The following is a 22,267-nucleotide window of genomic DNA, read 5'->3' as shown; positions in this document are numbered from 1 at the left end:
GATGAGACTAGCTGGTTTTTGCTTTCTGATTGGATTTTTGCTCTGAATTCTTAAAACGTGTCGCCTGACTTTTGCGGATGCGATCGTTAACCACATTAGTACCCCATCTGCGTCGTGTTTGAGTACCAGAAGGTATCGGTTATATGTAGGGTTGAAAAAATGTAATAGCTTACAGCTTCAACTTGATTTTGCGAAGGCGATCGCAGTTTGTCTTTAAGCCAAAAGAAATATTTGGACTCAGACATTTAAGCGATCGCCTCAACTGAAATTTAAGCAGCACAAAAAATCGGGGTAGGTGATGAACCCGCCCCGACATCTGATATACTACGCCCAACGGCTTTTGCTACAGGCTTTAAACTATCAACTAAACGCACCATATCTTCTAAAGAGAGGGCTTGGCGGGCATCAGAAACAGATTTTTCTGGTTCTGGGTGACATTCAATAATTAATCCATCTGCACCGCAAGCGATCGCAGCCCTAGCCACAGGTGCTACTAGTTCCCGTTTACCGACTGCATGGGAAGGATCTACAATCACAGGCAAATGAGTTATTTGCTTGAGTGCTGCCACTGCTGCTAAATCTAGGACATTGCGAGTGTAATCATCAAAGCTGCGGATACCGCGTTCGCACAACACCACATCAGGATTTCCGTGGCTGAGAATATATTCAGCAGCCATGACGAATTCTTCAATTGTCGCAGCTAAACCACGTTTGAGTAGTATTGGTTTACCAGCTTGTCCCAAAGCTTTGAGCAAATCGAAGTTTTGCATATTGCGGCTACCAACTTGCAGCATATCAGCGTGGGCGGCGACTACTTCAATTTGAGAAATTGACATCACCTCAGTAACAACTGGCATAAGGTAATGCGATCGCACTCTTGCCAAAATCTTCAATCCTGACTCACCCATCCCCTGGAAAGCGTAAGGAGATGTGCGAGGTTTGTAGACACCGCCACGCAAGCCTTGCACCGATGCAGTAGATAGCTTTTGGGCGACTATCTCCATTTGTTCTAAGCTTTCAACGGTGCAAGGGCCGCCGATAATTACCAGTTCTTCGCCTCCGAAAGCGACTTTTTCTGAAATTTTAACGATTGTCTGGTGGTTGGGATGAGATTGTGCAGCAAGTTTAGCATTCATCATGATTTCATTCTCTTGAAAAGTTAGGGATTGGGGATTGGGGTAAGAGTTGAATGGCACGCTTGTAAAGGGAAAATCGTTGAGGCAGCAGGGGTGCAGAGGAGCAGGGGAGCAGGGGAGCAGAGGAGCAGGGGAGCAGAGGAGCAGGGGAGCAGAGGAGCAGGGGAGAAAGAAGAAGTTTTAGGTATTGCGTTCGGATATTTATTCCCCTCTGCACCCTTGCTCCTCTGCCCCTCTGCCCCTCTGCAATCCTTACGCTGCATACTCTTCAACTTAACTTAGTGCGAGTTGTTTTCCAGTCCCTAGTCCCCAGCAACAAAAAAGCCCGAAACCTTTGAGGAGTTCCGGGCGCGTTCTGATTCATCGACATGACGCTACTTACCCGGAACTTACTCTGGGCCAAAAGTAAAAGCCATAAAACCAGCTACTTAGATAAGTCATGACGATGAAATTCTCCTTAAAACAACAAAAACCGCAGAGTTAGCTCTGCGGTTCACCGGGCGGTTTCCATTAGGAAACTCGATTCACTCCCGGTGAACCACCCTATACCAAAAATAAAAGTAGGAATTTGTGTCAAGCATTTGTGCGGCTTTTGCTGGAAAACTTAATAAATATGCCTATTTAAGGTAACATTAACAGGAAGATTAAGTGGTGTCAAGACCCCCAACAAACCATAAAAAAGCGATAGACTCAGTACAACTGTAGGAGTAAAGACCCGCTAGGGGCAACACTTTGCCTTAAGCTATCTTGCGTCTACATGAATTGCCCTACGACAGATGTGCTTTTTCAAGTCATCTATATTTGGTATTTCTTGCGAATGCGTAACTCTTAAAAATATATACAGCAGTTTACTTTTGAAGTGAGATCCAAAATGCAGGACTCAAAACCAGATATATATAAAGAGTTTCTATCTTCTGCCTCCAAACCTGTAACTTTGTACTTCATGGAAAAAAACTGCTGTAATTTTCCTGACTTGTCACCTTAACTTGCGAAAGCTAATTGCAGGCAATTGACAATGGCTACACATTATTCTTACCCAATTCCTCATGGGAGCAACGCGAAAAAGTGAGATCCTCGTGAAAAGAGCTCTTGAGGCAGGGGGAGCAGGGGGAGCAGGGGGAGTGAAGAGAAAACTTTAGTACTTTTTACGACCTTTATAGCTATAAATACACTTATTTCTTTCTCTTCCCCTGCCTCCCCTGCATCCCCTGCTCCCCCTGCTCACAAAATCGCATTGCTCCCATTCCTCATTAGCCAGATCAACTTTTTAGGATCATCAGTTTCATTATGCCCAGTTCCAAAATCTTAGCCCAATCTTTCGACTATTATGGAGTTTACCCCTGCCCAGTCTGTCGGATAGGTAAGATTTCTCACATGCCGTTGATGGAAGCTATGGCTTGTGACTTTTGTCAAGAGATTTTTACAGTCAACTTAGAAATACAGCAAATCAAGATGCCATCTAGGCAACCACCCTTAACTTGGCGTTGGAATGGGTTTAGTTGGACAGAAGGCCAGTTAGAAGGGGTGGAATTAGGTTGGGGTTATGGATTAGCAGCAGCAGTTTTTGTAATTCTTCCCACTACTCTAATTGGCATAGTAGCTTACTATTTTCCTGCTAATCTCAAAGAACCCATTACCTGGATGCCCTATATTTGGACTATATTAACTTTCCTATCACATTTATCAATTGTTGTTTGGATTGTGATTGAAATTTATCAGATTCCAGTTGCAGCATATTTGAGAGCGATCGCTCGATGGAGAAATGGGGAGATGGGAAGATGAGAAAGTAGGAAGGTAGAGTATTAGCAAAGAAATATCCAATGCCCAATCCCCCACGATCGATGACATAATGATGCAGCGAATAAATAGCTCCATCACTGATAATTAAGTTGATTGTCCACCAAAATATCGTATGAGCGATCTGGAGCGGTACTATAGAATTTTGGAATTAGAGCCTGGAGCAACACTTGAGGAAGTGAACCAGGCTTACAAAGATTTAGTCTTTGTTTGGCATCCCGATCGCATTCCCAAAGACAATCTCCGTTTACAGCAGAAAGCACAAGACAAGCTGAAAGCCATAAATGAAGCTCGTGAAAAATTGCGTTCTCTAAAAACCAAACATCAAACCACATCTAATTCACCTTCACCTCCACCTCAACAGCAACCACCATCTCAAACAATCCAGCCACCACCAAAGCAAAACTCAGATTTGAGTGGCAAAGACTACAGTCGGGCAAATTTGAGCAACAAAGACTTATCTGGCAGAAATTTGAGTTATGCCAATTTGAGTGGTGCTAATCTCAGTGACACTTTTATGCACAAAGTAAACCTCAGAGGTGCGAATTTATCAGAAGCAAACTTATTTCGAGCAAACCTCCTTTTAGCGGATCTTCGGGAGGCGAATTTACGCGCGGCTAATTTGATTGGAGCGGATCTCAGTGGAGCCGACTTGCGAGGAGCCGATTTGACGGGAGCGCGAATTCGCTCTGGTGAGCGCCTTTTGGTTAAACTAGTTGGTACTAATTTAGCAGGGGCAATTATGCCTGATGGTTCAATTTTTCAATAACCGAGGTTGCGCTACGACATTGAGTAAGGTAGCACAGATGTGCTACCCAGTTTTTTTAGTGGAAGTACCTAAGTTGGAACGCATAAGTAATACTGTGCGCCTGTTTTGCGGTTAAGTCATCAATTGCGATCGCCTAGTTAGTTTTACGGGAACACAACATAAAATCTTTAGTCATTAAGCAAGTACAGATTAAATACCCAAGGCTTGACTAAAAAGTTAGAAGTTAAAAACTAGAATTAATTAAAGGAAAAATATCGCTAATTGTATACTGCTAAATATTTTATTTAGTGAGGTAAACTCTTGTTTTTTCTTCAGCAGTAATACATAAATTGCGTATTTATTCTGACTCACGATACTGATTTTTGTTTAGATACTTCTATCAGGAATTCAGTTTAATTCTAGTTACCTAAACTTCAATATCCAGATGTAGCTTCGGTAGGTTAAACAGCTAACCTTTCGATAGTTTTGAGTTGTTACTAATAGCTTTGATAGTCTATCTTTAGGCTTTTTGAAGCGAATTAGTCCATTCTGCCAATTGATCTTGCCCTATTGATGCGTTGATTATTTCACCGGAAACAAGTTTATTGTAGATTCTTTATCCATATCAAAAATCTAGCCGCTCGTTATAAGTTATACATGGGTTTGTCTGCCCATTTAAATATGGTTGATACTGATTTTTTAACGATCAGTTTTTCGGAATCAGCCGCAACAAATTTGGAACTAATACTGTCCAAAACATTTCAAACAGGTGAGTTATGAATAATCAAAATTTCAAGGCAACATCTATCAACTGTGTTAAAGCTTTTCTGGCTGCGGCTACATTGATAACAGCTTCTGTCGGCCCTGCTTTTGCTAACGACAAAGTGGAAATTGTAAGCGCAGAATATGGTGGTAATGGCTGCCCTGAAGGATCTGCTAGTGTGAGTGTCAGTCCCGATGGTCAAGAGCTAAGTATTCTATTTGATAAGTTTATAGCTCTAGGCAATAAGGCAGAAGAAAGACGCAAAAGCTGTAACTTAAGCATTCCAATAAAAATCCCCCAAGGCTTTCAAATTTCCCTCTACGATGCTGATTATCGGGGCTATGTTGCTCCTGCCACAACTGCCAGACTCAGAGCAGAGTACTTTTTTGCTGGTCAGCGTGGCCCTGTTTTTTCTCGGACATTTAAAGGCGAAAATGATTACAACGTTCGCGATCAATTAGTAACTGTGGCTGATGTTTGGTCACGCTGTGGCGACAGTGTAAATATGCGGGTGAATGCTGCAATGACTGCCAGTGGTCAAGGGATGGCGACTGTTGACTCCTTTGACCTCGCCCACCGAGGGTTAGTTTATCACGTCAAATATCGTCAGTGTCGTTAAGTCTTTTCAAAGCTGTGAGCAACAAACTTTTAGGTAAATAGACCACGCCGTAAGGGCACAGCTTGCTGTGCCCTTACGGCAGATGTAGTTCAAATATATGAAAGCTAATGTAATAGAACTCAGGCAAAAAGGCTGTAAAAGCCTTGATTATTTCGTAGGGGCAATTCATGTACGCGCAAGGTGGCTTCCCCCTACATTTCGTACTTGATGCGTAAGTCCTAATTTAAGTTTATGCACTCACTATTTTGGTAGTATTCAAGCTTTCAAATTTGTTAATATTAAATATTTTGCAGTCGGGAATCTAAGCTAGCCTTATCCATTCCTACAACCTACCTGTAAAATTGAATATGACACATCAAAACTTTAGGCACTGTGAACTTTTTTATTGGTTGTGCTGTTTGGGCATATAAAGGTTGGGTAGGCGAACTCTATCCCCAAGGTACTCGCACTACCGATTTTCTCCATCTTTACAGTCGTCGCTTCACCACTGTAGAAGGTAACACCACCTTTTATGCAGCGCCTAACCAAGAAACTGTAACTCGTTGGGCTGCCGAAACCCCAGCAGGTTTTGAATTTTGCTTGAAATTACCGCGAGATATTACTCATCAAGGGTTGCTACAACCTTATATTCCAACGGCTTTAAAATTTCTGGAGGGGATGCGCCCTTTAGAAAAGCGTCTTGGCCCGATGTTTGCCCAGTTACCACCGAGTTATGCACCTACATTGCTTGAAGATTTGACTAACTTTTTGGAAGCTTGGCCGCGTACAGACGCACCCCTAGCGCTGGAAGTTCGTCATCCTGACTGGTTCAGAGAACCCCATGCTAGTAATTTGACGGCGCTTTTAGAAAAGCTAGGTGTAGGACGGGTATTGTTAGACTCACGTCCCATTTATAGTGGAGATGATGACCCCCAGTTGCAATCGGAACGGCGGAAACCAAAATTACCGTTGCAATTGAGTGTGACAGCACCTTTTACACTGATTCGATTTATTTCCCATCCAAATTTATCAGTGAATCAGCCCTTTATGGAAGAATGGCTAAAGCAGATTCAGCAATGGTTACAGACGGGAGTGCGAGTTTATTTCTTTGTTCATTGTCCAATAGAAGCGCGATCGCCTAACATAGCGCGTCACTTCCAACAGCTATTAGAACAGAGTAATGTACCAGTTCCACCCTTACCTTGGAATAATCTTGAGCATCCTCCCAATCAGCTGAGTTTATGGTCTACATAACACGGTGTGTTAGGTTAAAGCCTTAACACACCGACTTAAATATTTACTTTATAAATAGTTTCTTACTTAATCTACTTTCATGACGAAGTTTTGCAGTGAAAAAATAACAAACTATGTTTTTGTTGTAAAATATTAGTTTTAAGTACTTTTATAAAATACCCAAAAGTATCTAACTACACAAATTTGCTTTTTGATGAATTGCAATTCTCAGTTCTATGCCAAACCCAAAGAGGGTTAGAGGTTTCAATTCCTAATAGGGATTTTGATGAATTGCAATGGTACAAACCGTGAGCCAGTCACTACTTTTTACCGGGTTTCAATCCCTAATAGGGATTTTGATGAATTGCAATTTGCTTTTGGAGTAGCATCCGCTAATATCTCTCGTTTCAATCCCTAATAGGGATTTTGATGAATTGCAATGTAATACTGTAACGGTATCTTGTACATTGGATATGTTTCAATCCCTAATAGGGATTTTGATGAATTGCAATAACCGCAGACGATGCGATCGCCTTCCATCTTTTGTGCAGTTTCAATCCCTAATAGGGATTTTGATGAATTGCAATTCAGTACCTCCTTAAACTTTTCCCGATAAGCATCAAATGAGTTTCAATCCCTAATAGGGATTTTGATGAATTGCAATAAACCTCACAAATTAATCAATGGCTGATGCTCCTGTTTCAATCCCTAATAGGGATTTTGATGAATTGCAATATTAGCAGAGTATTCATGGCGGCCAATTGTGCAACCGTTTCAATCCCTAATAGGGATTTTGATGAATTGCAATAATTGAGCCTAGAAAAGCTGTTCAGCTTGGCTCTGTTTCAATCCCTAATAGGGATTTTGATGAATTGCAATTTGATCGATCCAAAATGAAACGCCATGCATCTCAATGTTTCAATCCCTAATAGGGATTTTGATGAATTGCAATGGCAGGAGGCTGAAACTTAAGCTGTATTTAGTTTTCAAGGTGCAGTTTCGCGGTTCAAGGGCAATCATAGCATTAGAGAATTCGTTTGAAAAGAGCGCCAGGAAAATTTAAAGGCTGAAATCGTTTTTTGATAAGCATTTCAGAGATTGCGCGGATGAGTATTAAGTGACTAATGGGTTGAAAGCCTTACTGGAGTTGGGATAGAAGCACTTTTTTATGGCTGTGGAATTTGTACACCTACCCCTCCGCGCATTTGAGATGCAGAAACCTAGCTAGAAGGAGACTCAGCAAAGAAAATTGTTTCGTCTCGTGGCTGTTCTCCGCCAATACGTTCGATTTTTCCCTGACAACAGCCACAGAGAAAATAAAAGCGCACGCTGTCGGTGTCAGGTTTAATCAATTTGGCTAAACGCGATCGCAGTTTAGCATACTGAGTGGGAGTGATATCGCACTCAAACACACTCAGTTGCATCCATTGTCCGTAAGACTTGAGAATCGAATGGATTTTAGTTCGACGCTTATCTTCTGGAATGTCGTAGCTGACAACAATATACATGGGAAAGTTATTTGAGAACTAAGGGGGGATATTTATCGATTTCGTTCATCAGGTATTTACTCAACAACCTCGCTTGAATTTCAAAGGATTTTTGGTAGGTGCATTTGTTTCCCATGACTGGATGTTTGAACTCTGATTGTTTCTTTTGTTCGTAGGTGCGAAGAAATGTATGCAGTCCTTCTTTGGTTAAAGACACAGCACCACTGAGCGGTTCGGTGGTAAAATCAGTTAAAGTTAGCGATCGCTTGTTAATCAGCGACAACACTACAGCATCCACTATTAAAGGACGAAATTCTTCCATCAAGTCCAAAGCTAAGGAAGGTCTACCATAACGCTCAACGTGTAAGTATCCTAGATAAGGATCGAAGCCAACAATATTTAAAGCGCTTTGCACATCATGACGTAGCAATGAATACCCAAAACTCAGTAGAGCATTAACAGGATCGGTTGGTGGACGGCGTTTTCTGGATTCAAATTGGAATTCTGGGGTTTTGATTAGCTGTTGAAAGCAACCGAAATAGGCTGCACTACCAGCACCTTCTAAGCCTCTGAGGGAATCAATACTGCTAGTTTTTTCGATTGGTGCGATCGCGTTTTCTAATCGAGTGATGTTATTATTCAGGTCAGTATCAGGATGTTCTCGCTGAGTGCGAAGTAAGCTATGGCGGTAATTTTTTAATTTACCCCGCACAAATCCTCTAACTAAATGTATTGCTGGTTCTGATTCTCCCACAGCTTGCCATTGGGCTTTCCGAACAAAGATATTTTTGGTAACTTCTGGTTCTAAACGTCCTAAATATCGTCCATTTTGTGTGAGAAATGTTAAACAGATGTGACGATCTAACAGTTCACTGACGACGGCGGGAGAAATAGTAGCCCGCCCTAGTACTACAATCCCTTCTAGTTTAATTAAAGGGATATCCATGATAGTTTTTTGTTCAGCTTTGACGGTGAGACGTTCGTCAACTTTGCCGATAAAAGCATCGGCTTGTGTTACGTAAAGTGTTCCCATTTTTGATTTTTCCTAGTAATAATTATTGCTTGCGTGAATTCTATTTGCAAGGGTATGATTTAACTTACTTCTTGATAACTTTTAACCTTATCAGTTGCTTTGGGCAAACATTGCGAATAAAGACTGCATCCTTGGCAGCGCTTGCTGTAATATGGTTTTGGCATTGCTCCTGTTTCTAGAAGATTTGTCACAGATTCAATAGTAGCGATCGCACTTTGCCGTAACTCTACATTAATCTCTACTAATTGCCGTTGATGGGAGTGGGCATAATAAATATATCCAGTGTTAACAGGTTGTCCTGTCATCTCTTCTAAACACAAAGCTTGGGCGCAAACTTGCAACTCATCGTTATCCCATTCGCCTTTGCGTCCTCTTTTGTATTCGACTGGGTAAACTTGACCAGATTCGCTTTCAATTAAATCAGATTTACCGATGAGTTTATATTGCTCAGACTTCAGCCAAATTGCCCGAACTTGCCAAGTTTCTCCTCGCTGTACATCGCTTGTCGTGTGGACGCGATCGTGTAAAGTTGTGCCTTCAATTGTGTATTGATTATCAGTAAACTCGCCTGCACAAAACATCCGCCAACAGCGATGCGGACAATAGGCATATTGATTCAATGCCGCAATTGAAATATATTCAGTTTGATTCATAACTTAGGTGGTTTTTAAATGATGATTGAAATTATGGAGAATACAGCCGTCGCATCATTCCCATACCCATTGTTGTTTTTCTTCCGACACCAGTATATAAAGCAAAGTCAGCTAAAGTGTTCATTTGCTTAATTTGTATTGGTTCAACTGCCCCTAAAATCTTGTAGGTAACTTCGCCAATAATGCCAATAAATTTGCTGCGAGAATCAGCTAATATTTCTGTGTGAATATTGACAAATGAGGGAAAGATTGACTCGATCGCAATCTGATTCAATTCTATGCCACTGTATTTATTCCACCGCGAAAGTAGGGAATTAAACACAGATTCTCTGGTAGGAAGAGTAGTATCATACTGTCCTTGACGGAAGGCGGTGGGTGTGGAGAAGGTAAGGTTAATGGAAGAATTGCGATCGCTAGCTTCTTCGTATAATTGAGCATAAGTAGTGGCATTTGCCCAAGGTTGAATAGATTGGGGTGTGCCTTGAATACTGGTAATATACAAGTCAGCCGGGCCAAGATGCCAAGGGCGATTGGGATTAAGATTTAGCCAGAGTTGGGTAAGTTTGCCAAATAGAGTGTCATCTAACAAAGAGATGCGCCACCAACAAGGTGTCCCGGCGGGAATGGGTTGTTGATGTGAGTACTGCAATTTAGATCCCCCCCTACCCCCCTTCAAAAGGGGGGAGTTAGTTTGGAGGGGAGAGAGGGTGAAAGCTTTGTCTGCGGTGGAATCGTGTAAGCGATCGCCCAATGTGGTATCTACAGAACTAACGAGAGTTAAAAATAAGGCGTGGAGATGTCTACCTGTGAGATATTGTGGTGGAATGGGCGATTGAGGTAGCAAATTCAACACTAAACTATGAGGCATACTTTCTCTTTTTGGTTGTAGACTGAGTGCTTCTTGACTCTACAGTGAACTCAGGGATTTCCTGTAGTTCAGCATCACTCAAACTATATTGTTCACAAACCAGACTAAGCCGATTTCCTGGGGTTTTGACAGCGTTAACCGAATGGGTTAAATCACCTTGAAAGTAAACTAAAGTATTGAATTGGGGCTTAATTTGCCCAAGTTGGCGTTTGTGCGATCGCAATACCAGTTCTCCCCCTTCCATATCCGCAGGGACTCGCACATAAAGCACACTGACAACCGCAGGTGGTTCAATGGTTTTGGAGTAGGAACGCAAGGAGCGATCGATATGCGGATCGACGCGGGAGCCTTCCTTTAGCTGCAAAGGATTGAGGTAAAAAGCATTACAACTTGGTTGGAGAGCCAAATCTAGGTAAGGCTTGAAGTAGGGAAACTGCTGTTCTACTTTTGCTAATCCAGAACGCTGAAATACTACAGAAAATCCTTTAGTGGCGACAAAATCGCGGTTGAGGTTGTTGATAGCAAAGTAAGGACAAGCTTGGATTTCTCCCCACAAGTTGTTTAGGTAATCGCTGGCGAAGGCGTTGGTTTGTTGTTGATAGTGTTTCACAGTGGATGTAGGGAGCGTACAGAACTAACAGGGGTTAAAGATTGTAGCGTAATTTGTGACTAGGGAAAAGGTTAAAGACTATAGTAAAATCCTTTTGAACTGAAATAAAGAGCTAAAGCGATGAAAATTGATGATTACAATGCAGCAAAGGCACTTACTGAAAAACTAAAAGAGAATTTACCAATTAAAACACGGGCTGGAAAGGAGTTTTTGAAGACATTAAAGCAAAAAGGAGTAAACGCCGATCCAGAAAGAGAATTTGAAATTGATTTCGTTGGCTATTCAGGAGATGAAGGTGAGATTATGTGCGGACTAAAAGAGCCAAATAACCCCGAAAGTGAAGAAAAATATGTTTCTTCTATCACTCACCTAAAAATTGACCCTAATCATTCCCTAGCTGCTGAGGTACAGGCTTACCAACGCCAGCGAATTCGTAAGTTAATGTTGCAGCAAGATTCCAGAGGTTTTAAAGCAGAGCTACTGACAATAGAACCTCGAAAATTTAAAAAACATGGTAAAGGCTTTGGAAGTTAGTTAACTCCGAAAACGATATTCCATCTTAACCGGAATTTTTAAACTTTGAATGCCATCAAATTGATAGTGTTGTCCTCGGATTTGGACATTCTGAATTAAGCTAACTGGAGGCATATTTACCACGTCATAGCTCATCACTTGATTAGTGAACATCACATCTAATGGATTTAATGGATGTGTATAAGTGAATATCCCTTCAGTAATTTTAGGTTTCGGTAATTGTTCAACCGTGACTTCAGCCTTGCTCATCCATTTACCCAAGCGAATCCACTTTGGTAGTTTGAGTTCTTTTTGGGAGATGAGAAAAAACTCAAATTTACTTTCTGCTGCTATTTCTTTCGCTCTCCCAAAACTAGGGATATTTTTCTGGGTTTTTTCCATTTCAACGTGGTAGTTGTTGTTAGCATACTTCCAGGTGTTGAGGATAGACGAATGAGTGAGCGATCGCGCCGGAGTTACGTAAATTTCCTGTTGATTGAGTGGCGTTAAATGCTCCTCATATTTTGGCACTTGTTCAGGGCAATAATAGCGATAAGAATGTTCTTCAGCAACGGTAGTAAAGTAGATTTTGCTATCAACTAAACCCAGTGCATAACAGAGAGCGTAGTTGTGAATTATTGGCTCTGTTTCATACAATCGCCCAATTTCACGAGTTGCATAATAAAGGCTGTCATGTAGTTCTATTTGACAGCGATAAATAAACACCATTACTCTTTCCCCGCTTTAGCAGCAGTTTTCTTCTTGCTGATATGCTTCTTGGCATAATCTTTAGCTTCTGCATCAGCCTTCTGCAAAATTGCCTGAATACCTTTCTCACTTCCTGTTAAAGTTTTGACTTCATTAATTAGGGATATAAAAGCATCACCAATTAAATCTGTATGAACAATAAATTCATCAGCCATTAACCCCTCAATCGCATTTTTAGCAGCAGTGATTACATCATTTTCATCTAGTGGATCGGGAGGATTTATAGTATTATTAGATTTTATTTGGTCATATATTGCCTGAGTCCAACGCAGGTTACTAGTGATTTCTCCATCCGCAAATACAACACCAATTAACTCATTTCTGACGCGACCTGTACGGGTAGTTTGCGCTCCATAATGACGAGTTCGCAGAATATTATTAAAAACGTAAAGGAAGCTAGCTTCAGTGGGGTCTTTCAAGGTGACAATGCTAGGAAAGAAAACTTGAGGTCTAATATGGTCTTGCTGATTAATTCGACTGGTAACTTCACCAGGTTTAGAACCATTTTCACCCTTGGAAGCCATCGTCCCATTTTCATAAGGAGCGTTGAGGGTGAATGTTTCGTGTGATTCATCAAAAGCTGTAATTGAAAATGCCGTGTCTACTAAAACTTTCGATTTTTCAGAGCCAGAGTCACCAATAGCAAATCCGTAAATAATGCAATCAGGGTTATCCATTGCAAAATTCACGTTGTATTCGCATTCTTCAGCCGTCATCAAGCCATAGTTACGCAGCAATTCCCGACCAACTAAACGCTCTGGAGTAGACTGTTTGCGCTTGAACATTGATAAACGGCTAATTGTAGTTTTGTCTTTAACTCCTGCTCTTACCCGTGCTTTATTCAGTTCTGCATCTGTCTGGAATAAAGGATAAGATTCAGTAATGCGAATGGTCAAGAAATGAACATATTTCCCCATTGGTTTGTAAGGAATCTCAGTTTGAAAGAATTTGGATTCAACAGTTTTTAAAATTGCCATGATTTTCTCCAAAGAATTATTCACTACTTGTTTACGTTTCCAGCAAAAATGCTAAGGGTAAATCCCTAATCATTCTCATTATCTATTTCCACAGACTTTTCATTTTTACCTAGACTTCATAGATTATCAATACATTCTTGCATCAGCTCGTTATCTATTTCCACAGACTTTTCATTTCTTTCTGCATTTTCTTTGTCATCTTCAAGACGATAAAGAAATTCACAGGTATCTCGAATTAAGTTGAGTTGACGACCTGCCAAACGAGCGCGATCGCCTGAAAAAGAGTTATTAAATACCTCCACTACAAAATACTTGGCAAAATCTAGAACAGCTTGCCGTTCTTCTTCTCGTTTGCTCATAATCCAGCGTCCTTCAGCACTAGAAGAATGAACACGATCCATGAGTTTAAAAACTTCTGCTGCAACAGCCACAACTAATGTTTCTCCCTGAAACACACTTGACTCAGCTTTGAGTATAGTTTCAGCCGCAATATCAACTGGTTTCAACACAGCATTAGACTTAGGATTATAACGCTTATTAGCTCGGTAAAATCTGCGGTATAAATCTGTTAATTTCTTAGGATGATTCAGACTTGATGCTTTTCCCACAATTAATTGCTCCATATTCTTGTCATATTTCACACAAGGGTCAAAACAAGGGTAAAAATGATAGGCATAAAGCCTGATTTTTTCAATTCGCGCTGTTTCCATCCCCTGATTACGTACCCAGCGATTGAGATAAGAAAAGACGTACAGAGAACTGGTTTCAAAATCTTTAGCGAGTTCTGTAAATCTCCCCCAATTGGCATCGTAACCAGACTTACCCTGTCGCGCATTCACATCTAAATGAATGGCATAAGCGGCGGTAAGCACATTTAAAGGTGCTGGGTATTGGATGCCGTTTTCATTCCAACCTTCGAGGATATAATCAAGACGGAAGCGATCGCGCCTTACTAAAGCACGGAAAGCATGAGGCGCACTATCAAGGAAAACGCTTTCCTCAAATTCAGCCCCATCATTAAAAGGTGGAATCGGCGACTCGGAAATCACAGTTTTAACATCTAAAATCATCGGGAAAGCAAATGCTAACCAAGTTGGCATTACCCAAGATTCAGTATCGGTGCTATCTCTTCCCGGCGGAAGCGCCATGAAGTAAAATGTTAAAGGCTGGTCTTCAGGATAGGAAAGCTTAAAGGTGCGGTCTTTTTCACGCTGAAGATTTTCATCAATTAAGAAACTATCTACACTTTGGTAGCGATCGCGCCCCAAATCCGCCTGTAAATCTTTACTGATAAAATGATTGCGAACGCTGGTATCAAAGCGAGTTTGAGCAATACCATTGTAAGCTTTCTGCAAAAACTTGTTAGTCTCTGGAGTAAAGTAATAAGTAGGATAAAAATAGAGATAGCGATATTTACCATCTTCAAATCTCTTACCTACAGCTTGAGTTTGATTCATCAATATTTGCCTTAGCATCATCTCCACACTTGCAATACTAGAGATATTGCGTTTAGCGTTAGAACCTCCTAACATTTGCTTGTTTGTATAAACTTGCGGTGTAAATAAAACTGCTGATTCCATTTGCTCAGTAACCGTGTAAGCAGAATGAGAAATTGAGCAGACTAATTGTTTCCCTCGCCCTGCTTTTTTCGCAGCATTGTAATTACCTAACTCATCTAAGAATGTTTTAACTTGAGCTTTAACGGATGGCTCTTGATTAGTGCCTGGTAACATCACAACTCGTTTTACCCAGAGCCTTAAATCATCCCAACCATCAGGTAATTTATATTGAGAAATTATCGGAGAAATTAAGCTTGTCAAGTAATCAATGACTTTCTGACAAGTTTCGCGTACATCTTCAATTCCTGGATGATGCTCTAAATATTTAGCCGCCAGATAATACCATTCATAAGGTACTCCTCCGGTATTCCCCTTTAGCTTATTTTCTTTGAGGCTTTCATTAATGCGTTGAATTTCTCTAATTTGCGGTAAACATTCTGTTAAATTCCAAAATTCTGCAACCTTGTGAGTTAAATCAAAATCGGGAACTGCTGGCAGCTTTTTATCTTTCTTCCGAGCCGAATCAACGCGATTAACTGTCTCTTCCCAAATCTTCCGGCTAACTAAATCACCAAATTCTGCTATTTGGTCAATACGGATATCGTCTTCAAATTTGAAGTCATAATCAGCAGATAAAACATTTTGTTGCTGAAACTTATTCAGATTTTCGCTGCGACTTTTGGCAACAGAATCTTTGTTAGGGTTTAAGATGCGTAATGTAGCATCTAAGGCTACTTTCATTAAGCCTATGTCATCAAAAAATAAGTTGTAATAGTCGGCATATTTCATGCCTTTGCCATCTCTACCAAATCCTGTCTGTCTGAGGCGTAATTGACCTGCACAAAGCGATTTAATACTGTTAACTACACGATCTGGTAAATCTTCCGGCGAGATAGCTGGAGCATTGCGCGAAGCCAAGTAAATCACGCCTGTTGGTAGATATAACAAAGGTTCATAGTAAATATCTGTATCAGTATTCAGACTTATATGAGCCTGAATTAAAGCATTATTCACCACATTAGTTAAAACACCACGATTTTCAGCAATGCTGTGATAGGTAAATTTCAACTGTCCATCACTGAGGCTGTGGATGATATCTTTGAGTCTAGGATGTTCTGCATCCTGGGGATGTTTAACAATTGAGGCGAGAGAATCAGCTAAACAAGTTAAATCAGATAAACTGCGAAGGGTACGGTCTTTGAGAAGAGGATTCAACCCAAATTCCGAAAAATTCCAGTTAGTATCCCAACGGCGTTCAGCATTATAAGCCATGCACAAAAAATCATCTAGATACTCGCGATAAGCTTCAGGATTTTCTGGATTTATAAAGTTATCTAGTCCCAATTGGTGAACTTTTTCATCAATAATTTCACGATGTTCTGCTAACGGTAGCTTGCGGCAGTTTTCAGGTACATCAGGAAACTTTTCAAAATCATGTAAAATAAATCCAGCAATTACTAATCTACGCTCTTGCTCTTTCACCACTCGTTGCACTGTGGTATTAAGTTTTTCTAAACGTTTCTCAATTAAATTAGCTGGGAATAATCCATTGAGTAAGTGAGTATTCAGTGATTGGTCAGCAGCGTTATCTCGTCTGACTTTAGTTTTTCCTTCAGCTTCTCGCTGTTGGTCAATTTCATCAAAAAACTTACCGCCTTTCGCGGTTACACCAATGGCTATCCTCAACAGATTTGGTAAGACATACTCGGCAAAGTCTGCCATTACCTTATCATCTGGATTTTGAGATTGAATAGCTTCACGCAATAGTTTAAGTGTTAATAATTCACCTTCAGTTTCAATAGTACGGTCTGAAGAATCACCATCAAAACCAAAATCACCTGATAACCAATCATCATTAGTCATTTTATAACTCCAATTTTTTACTCCACGCCTTCTAGCAACTTGGCAACTTGCTCTGGAGCCGGAAGTTGATTTTTTAATTCTTGAGGTAATGTTGAAACTATTTGATAAGTCGCTACACCAATTGGTTTATTAGATTTTTTTAAGGCATATTCAACGGTAGTTTTATTCTTGTATTTACAAAGGATAATTCCAATAGAAGCATTTTCATCAGGTAGCTTTACTTTGTCATCTAAAACAGCTAAATAAAACTGCATTTTACCAACATATTCAGGTAAAAACTTACCAATTTTAAGTTCTATCGCCACCAAACACTTTAAGTTGCGATGATATAATAAAATATCTATAAAATATTCTTCATCATCAATTTCTAGCCGATATTGACTACCGAGAAAAGCAAATATTCCGCCCATCTCTTGTAGAAAGAGTTCAACTCTTGTTAAAATTGCTTGTTCTAGCTGTCGTTCACTGTGTTCATCTGCCTTCAGACTTTGGATCTCTAAAATCCCTATCAGGGATTGAAACCTTAGACCACCCATATCTCATCTCCTTTGCTTTTAAATGTGTACGCCAGCGTATCCAGCAGTAGTGCAGAGTGACCAAAAGCGATCGCATAGGGTGCAGTAGCATCATGAAAGCTATACTGATCGCTGATGCCATAAATCTGAAAATTCATCGGTAGCCTTAGCCGCATCCGCACCTCAGCAAGAGGACGGCGAATCAAGTAACAAACCAAACCTTCCTTTTTTAGGCGTTTGTTAATTTCCCCTACCCAATAGTTGTCAGGTTGCCAAATTTCGACACTAGTCAAAACCTGAACTTTCCAAGCGTCAGCAATTGGCTGCAAGTTTCCGAGATAGGTAAACTTCCAATTCAGCCGTTCCTCTCGGTAGGAACGCAACTTCATAAATGCCAGACAATGAGCAAATCTACCTTTGGCAATGGGTTGTCCGGTGCGTTCTGCGGTTTCTTTGAGTGTCCGTATAAATGCCGCTTCTGTCCACATTTCAATTTCTAAATTTCCCAAAATACCCGGTAAATCGTAGGTTTTAAACCTATCTGCCTCGTTTTCTTCCGTTAAGTCGTATAAACCACATTGCAAAGGACTTGAACCTCGAAAACTAGCAGCATCCTCAGCAATGGGATTTGCTGATTTACCTGAAAGCGCTTGCCAATCTTTCGCCCATCCTTGAATACGTCCAGCTTGTGACTTCAGACTTGTTTCAAATAATTGTTCACAGGCTTCTTGAAACTTGTCTCGGCTTTGGGCATACTGTTGTTTAATTGTGCGATCGCCTAACTTATAAAACAGCCAAAATGATTGCACAGCCCCCCAGCGACGATAATAACCACGAAAATCGTTGATTTGTCGATAATTCTCAGTAATTGTATTGTGAAAAAAGGGGCGATCGCAAATACTATTCACTTCTAATGGTGGCGTATCTCCCTTAAACAAGCGCTCTACCAAAAAGTTAGGAACTAGAGCAAAAGCTGTAAAATTATCAAACTTTATTTCCTGACCATCTTTTTCATATCCATCATGTCTTCCTAATCGTCCTAAACGTTGGATAAAGTTACCTGCATCGGATGATTCAAAAATTAGGAAATTGATTTTGAAATCAACCCCAACATCAATAGTGCTAGTACCAATAACCAAGTCAGCAGCAAGACTTCGCTCCTTTTCTCCTTTTCCTGATAGCCCTGTATTCTCTCCAACTTTCAATCCGTAAGGCTGTAGGATTTCCCGAAAAAATTGAGTTAGACGTTTGACTGCTGCAATTGAGTTAAGGATGATTGCACCTTTACTTCCCGGATACTGCTGAAACTGAGCCAAAATTAACTCACTATTTTCTTTTAGCCAGGTTTCCGAAGCTTTAAAGGATGGTTCCAAAGGAATAAAATTCAATGTAATTGTCCGTGCTACCTGCCGCCATCCCTGTGCTTGTAGCTGCTGCCCTTGTTCTGGTGTATCGGGAAATTGATATTTATTTTGTTTGAGAGGATCAATTTCTTTACAACGAAATCCTACTTTTTCTAATCGCCCAATTAAGTTTGTATCTGGTGTAGCTGAGAGAAACAGAAATTTTTTACGGCGGTTTGTACAGCGAATTAACAACATTGTATTAATCACGCTAGCAATTTGGGGAGCAGCGAAAACGTGAAATTCATCAAAAATAAATAAGTCAAAATCTTTATCAATTCTGCCCCATAACTTATCTGGACTATCGCCACGAATTATGTAAGCACCTCTATGCAGGTAGTGAAAAATATCAGGGTTAGTTAATAATGCTTCTCTCTGGTTAGTGAGAGTTGCGATCGCAGCCCCTTTTCTCAATCCTTCATTTTCAGCATAAATCTCTAAATCAGCCCCACTGAGTCGCATTACACGCGGCTGATTTTCTGGCTGGAATTTCTCAACATATCCTCTAATCTGCGTTTCTTGATCGCGGGCGAGTTCATTGGTTGGGTAAAGTCCAATCGCAGAAAATTCGCCCTGAAGCACTTCTAGATAAGCCGCGAGACTTTTACCATCGCCAGTCATCGCGGTGTTGAACACTACGTCAATATTTGGATCGCGTAACGCTTCTAAAGTTACGGCTTGATGCCAAGAAAGCAACCAATCTTTAGGTAATTTCACCCCGTCAGGTGTGGGGACGGTTTGTGAGTAAACAGGCTTGAGAGTAATTCTGTAATTTTCGGACATACACTTAAATAGTGTCCGTAACTGGTTGTTAAAAACTATATTGGCACGCAAAATAGAAGTTGACAAGAGATTACAAGTATAAAGTATACGGACATTTTGATGAGTCGGAAAGGTCAATCTATTACACTGTCGATATCAGAACGTGATAAAGCCGAGCTAGAAGCGATCGCTCGTGAATTCGGTATGATGTGGGGAGAGGAACCTAACATCTCCAAGTTAATTAAAGCGATCGCTCAACGTCAGTTACTTATTGGTAACAATAACGATTGGAAAGAACCACGTATCAGGGCATTACATCGCTGTATCAATGCTTTGACAGACATCGGGCAAATTGAACAAGCCCAAATCATTGCAAACTTACTTCTCGAACGCAGCGAACTATCATTACCGTTGCGAGGCGAAATCGAACGTTTTCTAGAGAATTTGCCCCCACCTTGGCGCTTAGAAATAGACCGCTATATATTGCGCGAACAGCCCTTTCAGCTTTCCTATCAAGATGCAGCAGAGCGTGTGTTTAATTTTACTGTTCACTATGCTAAAGTTGCACCCCACGAAAAGCGGCTATATCTTGATTGCTGGTGCGAAGAGACAGAAGGAAACTTTGATATACCAGAACTGGTTCACAACTGGAGTTTACGATTAGATCGGATTACTGAAGCTGCTGTCATGCCAATTTCTGGTGATTGGCGAAGTTTAGCTGAGATAGAAGTGGAAATGCATCTATTTGCTGGCTTAGCTTTTGCCTATCAAGCTAAACTAGAAGACAATATTAATGAGTGGCTACCAGATAAAACGCGAGTCCGGCGAGTTGTTAGGCGAGTATCTAGTACATTTTGGTTTAGCCGCGAAGTTATGCAGTATGCGCCAGATTGTGTAGTGATATTACCAGAGAATGTGCGCGATCGCCTTAAACAAAAACTCCTCACCCTCTGCAATTTATACGATATCGAAACCAGGTCTTAACTCTTTCCCTCTCCAAGTCGGAGAGGGACGGTTTTACATAGTAAAACCAGGGAGAGGTCTTTTCATCCTTGACAAAAGTACACTTCCATAAGGTGTACTCATGTAGCCGTTATCTGCGATCGCCTCTAGTCATGTACACTACGTAAGTAAGACAAATGACGTAATAACAAGGCTTACAGACATCAATTTTGAAAATTAAAGAAAAAAATAATTACTAATTGCCTAAAAATTCCGGTTTTTTTGACTTTGGGATGATAAATAAAAATAATAGCGTTGAATGTCATGCTTCCCTCTGCGAAGGATTACTGAAATTCTTCGCCGCCTTCAGGATGACTACTCACCACGAAATAACATCTGCCGCCAATCAGTTTTTTGCTGGATATTCTGCTACATCAAAAGGCTCTACCACAAAACTTGCTCTAGATGTATCTAAGTAACTATGCTGATAAAGTTTAAAGATGTCACCGGATCTAGGAGTGAATTTTAAAGCAATTGTAAAGGAATTTGTACCATTTTGGCAGGTTTTTATCGGAAAGATGGGATATTAGTAGATTGTACAAATCTTTATTGTTATTCACTATCTACCGACAACTGCTAAGTACAAGCAAATACCAACACAGATAAGTTTAAGTAATTTAATGAAGTAGGAAATAATACATGGTATTATCACTGTCTTCTCATAACGTTATCCAGTATCTGCAAGAAGCGGGGCTGTGTAGCTCAGAAGATGACGCATCAGATAAATCTGAGTTGCCAGGAAATAGTAAGAACAATTTCGATTTACTCGTGACTCTAGGAAATAATCGTAAACTGCTCGTTAAACAAGAACGTAACGTTAAAAACAATGACGTAGCTCCTCGTGAATTGTTTCAGGAGTGGCTATTTCATCAGTTGCTCCAGCAGTTTCCCGTTCTCGGCAACATTTCCGCGATCGCACCTTTAGTAGTTCATTTTGATGAAAAAAATTCCATCCTTGTCCGCAATTACTTAAGCGAATATCGGGAACTTGCGACATTATACCACAATAATGAGATTTGTCCACAAGAAATTGCCACTGCCATCGGCACTACTTTAGCGGGACTCCATCGCGCAACCTATAACCGCCGAGAATATAAGGATTTCATGGCAACTGCTCCCCAAGGAGAGTTTCGCTATGGATTTTACAATCCGGCGCAAGGGGTAGAGTCAATTGGGCCGGAGATTTTTGGGACGGTTCCCACCGATGCGCTGAAATTCTATCTACTTTACCAGCAATCAGAGAGTTTGGAATCTGCGATCGCAGATTTGGCATACAACTGGAATCCTTGCTGCTTGACTCACAACGATCTGAAATTGAACAACATTTTGGTTCATTCCAGGTGGGATAAATTAGACAATTGCCTAGTAAAACTAATTAATTGGGAAGCTTGTTCTTGGGGAGATCCAGCCTTTGATTTAGGAACTTTACTAGCAAGCTATTTAAGAATTTGGCTCAATAGCCTGGTAGTAGATCCCACAATTGAGTTACAAGAATCTCTAAATCTGGCGTTAACACCGTTAGAGAGTTTGCAACCTTCAATTATTGCTTTAATTAGGGCTTATCTAAATGCTTTCCCCATGATTTTGGAATACCGTACTGACTTTATTGTGCGCGTTATTCAATTTGCAGGACTGGCACTTATTCATCAAATTCAGGATATGATTACCTGCCGGAAATCCTTTAATAATACTGATATTTGTATGCTCCAAGTGGCTAAAAGTTTACTGACGATGCCGCAGCAAGGCTTACTAACGATTTTCGGGATATCAGAATCAGAAATCCTTAACCCTGTAGGAAAAATTCATAAACTTCCTCAGCCTGTAAAGGAGCCACAGCTACTTCGTCTATATTACGAAAAAACCCGGCTTCGGGGTTGCTAATAGCAGGGAGTAGAACAATTCTGTTAGCGGATAGCTAAGGTTTAGCCCATTCTGACTCCTGAATTCTGTTTTTTAAAGTTTGAATTCTAAATGGATTA

Annotated in this window: 18 protein-coding genes, 1 pseudogene and 1 CRISPR repeat array; of the genes and pseudogenes, 8 read left to right on the top strand and 11 right to left on the bottom strand. The window is 40.6% G+C overall.

What is annotated here, in order from left to right; all coding sequences use genetic code 11:
- Positions 1–269: 269 nt before the first annotated feature.
- Complete coding sequence (gene aroF, locus V7K42_RS05690) at positions 270–1,196, bottom strand: 3-deoxy-7-phosphoheptulonate synthase (RefSeq protein WP_334914323.1); 927 nt, start codon at positions 1,194–1,196, stop codon at positions 270–272.
- Positions 1,197–2,423: 1,227 nt separating this feature from the next.
- Between aroF and V7K42_RS05685 the strand changes: the two genes are divergently transcribed.
- The 4 genes from V7K42_RS05685 to V7K42_RS05670 all read left to right on the top strand — a co-directional run bounded on the left by V7K42_RS05685 (position 2,424) and on the right by V7K42_RS05670 (position 6,296).
- On the top strand, positions 2,424–2,918 hold the full coding sequence (locus V7K42_RS05685; RefSeq protein WP_094331210.1) for a hypothetical protein: 495 nt from the start codon (positions 2,424–2,426) through the stop codon (positions 2,916–2,918).
- Between the two features lie 130 nt (positions 2,919–3,048).
- Positions 3,049–3,702 carry a pentapeptide repeat-containing protein gene (locus V7K42_RS05680; RefSeq protein WP_334833984.1) on the top strand — a complete coding sequence of 218 codons (654 nt, stop codon included), beginning with the start codon at positions 3,049–3,051 and terminating at the stop codon, positions 3,700–3,702.
- 755 nt (positions 3,703–4,457) lie between these two features.
- Positions 4,458–5,063 carry a DUF4360 domain-containing protein gene (locus V7K42_RS05675; RefSeq protein ID WP_334914320.1) on the top strand — a complete coding sequence of 202 codons (606 nt, stop codon included), beginning with the start codon at positions 4,458–4,460 and terminating at the stop codon, positions 5,061–5,063.
- Between the two features lie 372 nt (positions 5,064–5,435).
- A complete protein-coding gene (locus V7K42_RS05670; RefSeq protein WP_334914318.1) occupies positions 5,436–6,296 on the top strand; it encodes a DUF72 domain-containing protein in 861 nt (286 codons plus the stop codon).
- 240 nt (positions 6,297–6,536) lie between these two features.
- Positions 6,537–7,227: direct repeats of the CRISPR family, unit length 37 nt; unit sequence GTTTCAATCCCTAATAGGGATTTTGATGAATTGCAAT.
- Positions 7,228–7,495: 268 nt separating this feature from the next.
- Here V7K42_RS05670 and cas2 read toward each other — a convergent pair.
- From cas2 to V7K42_RS05645, 5 genes are read right to left on the bottom strand one after another with little or no spacing between them, the layout of a single operon-like run.
- Positions 7,496–7,783, bottom strand: a complete 288-nt coding sequence (gene cas2 / locus V7K42_RS05665; RefSeq protein WP_334914316.1) for a CRISPR-associated endonuclease Cas2 — start codon at positions 7,781–7,783, stop codon at positions 7,496–7,498.
- 7 nt (positions 7,784–7,790) lie between these two features.
- On the bottom strand, positions 7,791–8,795 hold the full coding sequence (gene cas1d / locus V7K42_RS05660; RefSeq protein ID WP_334914314.1) for a type I-D CRISPR-associated endonuclease Cas1d: 1,005 nt from the start codon (positions 8,793–8,795) through the stop codon (positions 7,791–7,793).
- A gap of 59 nt (positions 8,796–8,854) precedes the next feature.
- A complete protein-coding gene (gene cas4 / locus V7K42_RS05655; RefSeq protein WP_334914312.1) occupies positions 8,855–9,448 on the bottom strand; it encodes a CRISPR-associated protein Cas4 in 594 nt (197 codons plus the stop codon).
- A gap of 31 nt (positions 9,449–9,479) precedes the next feature.
- A complete protein-coding gene (gene cas6, locus V7K42_RS05650; RefSeq protein ID WP_334914310.1) occupies positions 9,480–10,316 on the bottom strand; it encodes a CRISPR-associated endoribonuclease Cas6 in 837 nt (278 codons plus the stop codon).
- Entirely contained in the window at positions 10,306–10,926 is a 621-nt protein-coding gene (locus tag V7K42_RS05645) for a 2OG-Fe(II) oxygenase (protein ID WP_334914308.1), read from the bottom strand. Before V7K42_RS05645 ends, cas6 begins: the two co-directional genes overlap by 11 nt.
- A gap of 120 nt (positions 10,927–11,046) precedes the next feature.
- Between V7K42_RS05645 and V7K42_RS05640 the strand changes: the two genes are divergently transcribed.
- Positions 11,047–11,460: a hypothetical protein gene (locus tag V7K42_RS05640; RefSeq protein ID WP_334914306.1), complete on the top strand. Its 414-nt coding sequence runs from the start codon at positions 11,047–11,049 to the stop codon at positions 11,458–11,460.
- Here the strand turns inward: V7K42_RS05640 and cas5d are convergent, their stop codons facing one another.
- The 5 genes and pseudogenes from cas5d to cas3 all read right to left on the bottom strand — a co-directional run bounded on the left by cas5d (position 11,461) and on the right by cas3 (position 19,307).
- Positions 11,461–12,168: a type I-D CRISPR-associated protein Cas5/Csc1 gene (gene cas5d, locus V7K42_RS05635; protein WP_334914304.1), complete on the bottom strand. Its 708-nt coding sequence runs from the start codon at positions 12,166–12,168 to the stop codon at positions 11,461–11,463. It abuts the gene before it with no gap.
- Complete coding sequence (cas7d, locus tag V7K42_RS05630; RefSeq protein ID WP_334914302.1) at positions 12,168–13,184, bottom strand: type I-D CRISPR-associated protein Cas7/Csc2; 1,017 nt, start codon at positions 13,182–13,184, stop codon at positions 12,168–12,170. Before cas7d ends, cas5d begins: the two co-directional genes overlap by 1 nt.
- Positions 13,185–13,300: 116 nt before the next feature.
- On the bottom strand, positions 13,301–16,606 hold the full coding sequence (gene cas10d, locus V7K42_RS05625; RefSeq protein ID WP_334914300.1) for a type I-D CRISPR-associated protein Cas10d/Csc3: 3,306 nt from the start codon (positions 16,604–16,606) through the stop codon (positions 13,301–13,303).
- A gap of 17 nt (positions 16,607–16,623) precedes the next feature.
- A pseudogene (locus V7K42_RS05620) lies at positions 16,624–17,085 on the bottom strand (PDDEXK nuclease domain-containing protein); the annotation flags it as partial.
- A 44-nt stretch (positions 17,086–17,129) separates the two neighbouring features.
- Positions 17,130–19,307: a type I-D CRISPR-associated helicase Cas3' gene (cas3, locus tag V7K42_RS05615; protein WP_334914295.1), complete on the bottom strand. Its 2,178-nt coding sequence runs from the start codon at positions 19,305–19,307 to the stop codon at positions 17,130–17,132.
- Positions 19,308–19,406: 99 nt separating this feature from the next.
- Between cas3 and V7K42_RS05610 the strand changes: the two genes are divergently transcribed.
- From V7K42_RS05610 to V7K42_RS05600, 3 genes are all read left to right on the top strand, one after another.
- Positions 19,407–20,270: a WYL domain-containing protein gene (locus V7K42_RS05610; RefSeq protein ID WP_334914293.1), complete on the top strand. Its 864-nt coding sequence runs from the start codon at positions 19,407–19,409 to the stop codon at positions 20,268–20,270.
- A gap of 251 nt (positions 20,271–20,521) precedes the next feature.
- Positions 20,522–20,707, top strand: coding sequence for a hypothetical protein (locus V7K42_RS05605; protein ID WP_334914291.1), 186 nt, complete (start codon positions 20,522–20,524; stop codon positions 20,705–20,707).
- A gap of 220 nt (positions 20,708–20,927) precedes the next feature.
- Positions 20,928–22,169, top strand: coding sequence for an aminoglycoside phosphotransferase family protein (locus tag V7K42_RS05600; RefSeq protein WP_334914289.1), 1,242 nt, complete (start codon positions 20,928–20,930; stop codon positions 22,167–22,169).
- Positions 22,170–22,267 lie beyond the last annotated feature (98 nt).

Source organism: Nostoc sp., from assembly GCF_036917455.1.
Classification (GTDB): domain Bacteria; phylum Cyanobacteriota; class Cyanobacteriia; order Cyanobacteriales; family Nostocaceae; genus Nostoc.
Note: the sequence above shows the minus strand (reverse complement) of the source record. Positions and strands in the feature narration are given on the sequence as shown.

Bases quoted from the DNA above. Each gene is read 5' to 3' on its own strand.
- V7K42_RS05685 (WP_094331210.1), top strand. From the start codon at position 2,424: ATGCCCAGTTCCAAAATCTTAGCCCAATCTTTCGACTATTATGGAGTT.
- V7K42_RS05680 (WP_334833984.1), top strand. From the start codon at position 3,049: ATGAGCGATCTGGAGCGGTACTATAGAATTTTGGAATTAGAGCCTGGA.
- V7K42_RS05675 (WP_334914320.1), top strand. From the start codon at position 4,458: ATGAATAATCAAAATTTCAAGGCAACATCTATCAACTGTGTTAAAGCT.
- cas2 (WP_334914316.1), bottom strand. From the start codon at position 7,783: ATGTATATTGTTGTCAGCTACGACATTCCAGAAGATAAGCGTCGAACT.
- cas1d (WP_334914314.1), bottom strand. From the start codon at position 8,795: ATGGGAACACTTTACGTAACACAAGCCGATGCTTTTATCGGCAAAGTT.
- cas4 (WP_334914312.1), bottom strand. From the start codon at position 9,448: ATGAATCAAACTGAATATATTTCAATTGCGGCATTGAATCAATATGCC.
- cas6 (WP_334914310.1), bottom strand. From the start codon at position 10,316: ATGCCTCATAGTTTAGTGTTGAATTTGCTACCTCAATCGCCCATTCCA.
- V7K42_RS05640 (WP_334914306.1), top strand. From the start codon at position 11,047: ATGAAAATTGATGATTACAATGCAGCAAAGGCACTTACTGAAAAACTA.
- cas5d (WP_334914304.1), bottom strand. From the start codon at position 12,168: ATGGTGTTTATTTATCGCTGTCAAATAGAACTACATGACAGCCTTTAT.
- cas7d (WP_334914302.1), bottom strand. From the start codon at position 13,184: ATGGCAATTTTAAAAACTGTTGAATCCAAATTCTTTCAAACTGAGATT.
- cas10d (WP_334914300.1), bottom strand. From the start codon at position 16,606: ATGACTAATGATGATTGGTTATCAGGTGATTTTGGTTTTGATGGTGAT.
- cas3 (WP_334914295.1), bottom strand. From the start codon at position 19,307: ATGTCCGAAAATTACAGAATTACTCTCAAGCCTGTTTACTCACAAACC.
- V7K42_RS05610 (WP_334914293.1), top strand. From the start codon at position 19,407: ATGAGTCGGAAAGGTCAATCTATTACACTGTCGATATCAGAACGTGAT.
- V7K42_RS05605 (WP_334914291.1), top strand. From the start codon at position 20,522: ATGATAAATAAAAATAATAGCGTTGAATGTCATGCTTCCCTCTGCGAA.
- V7K42_RS05600 (WP_334914289.1), top strand. From the start codon at position 20,928: ATGGTATTATCACTGTCTTCTCATAACGTTATCCAGTATCTGCAAGAA.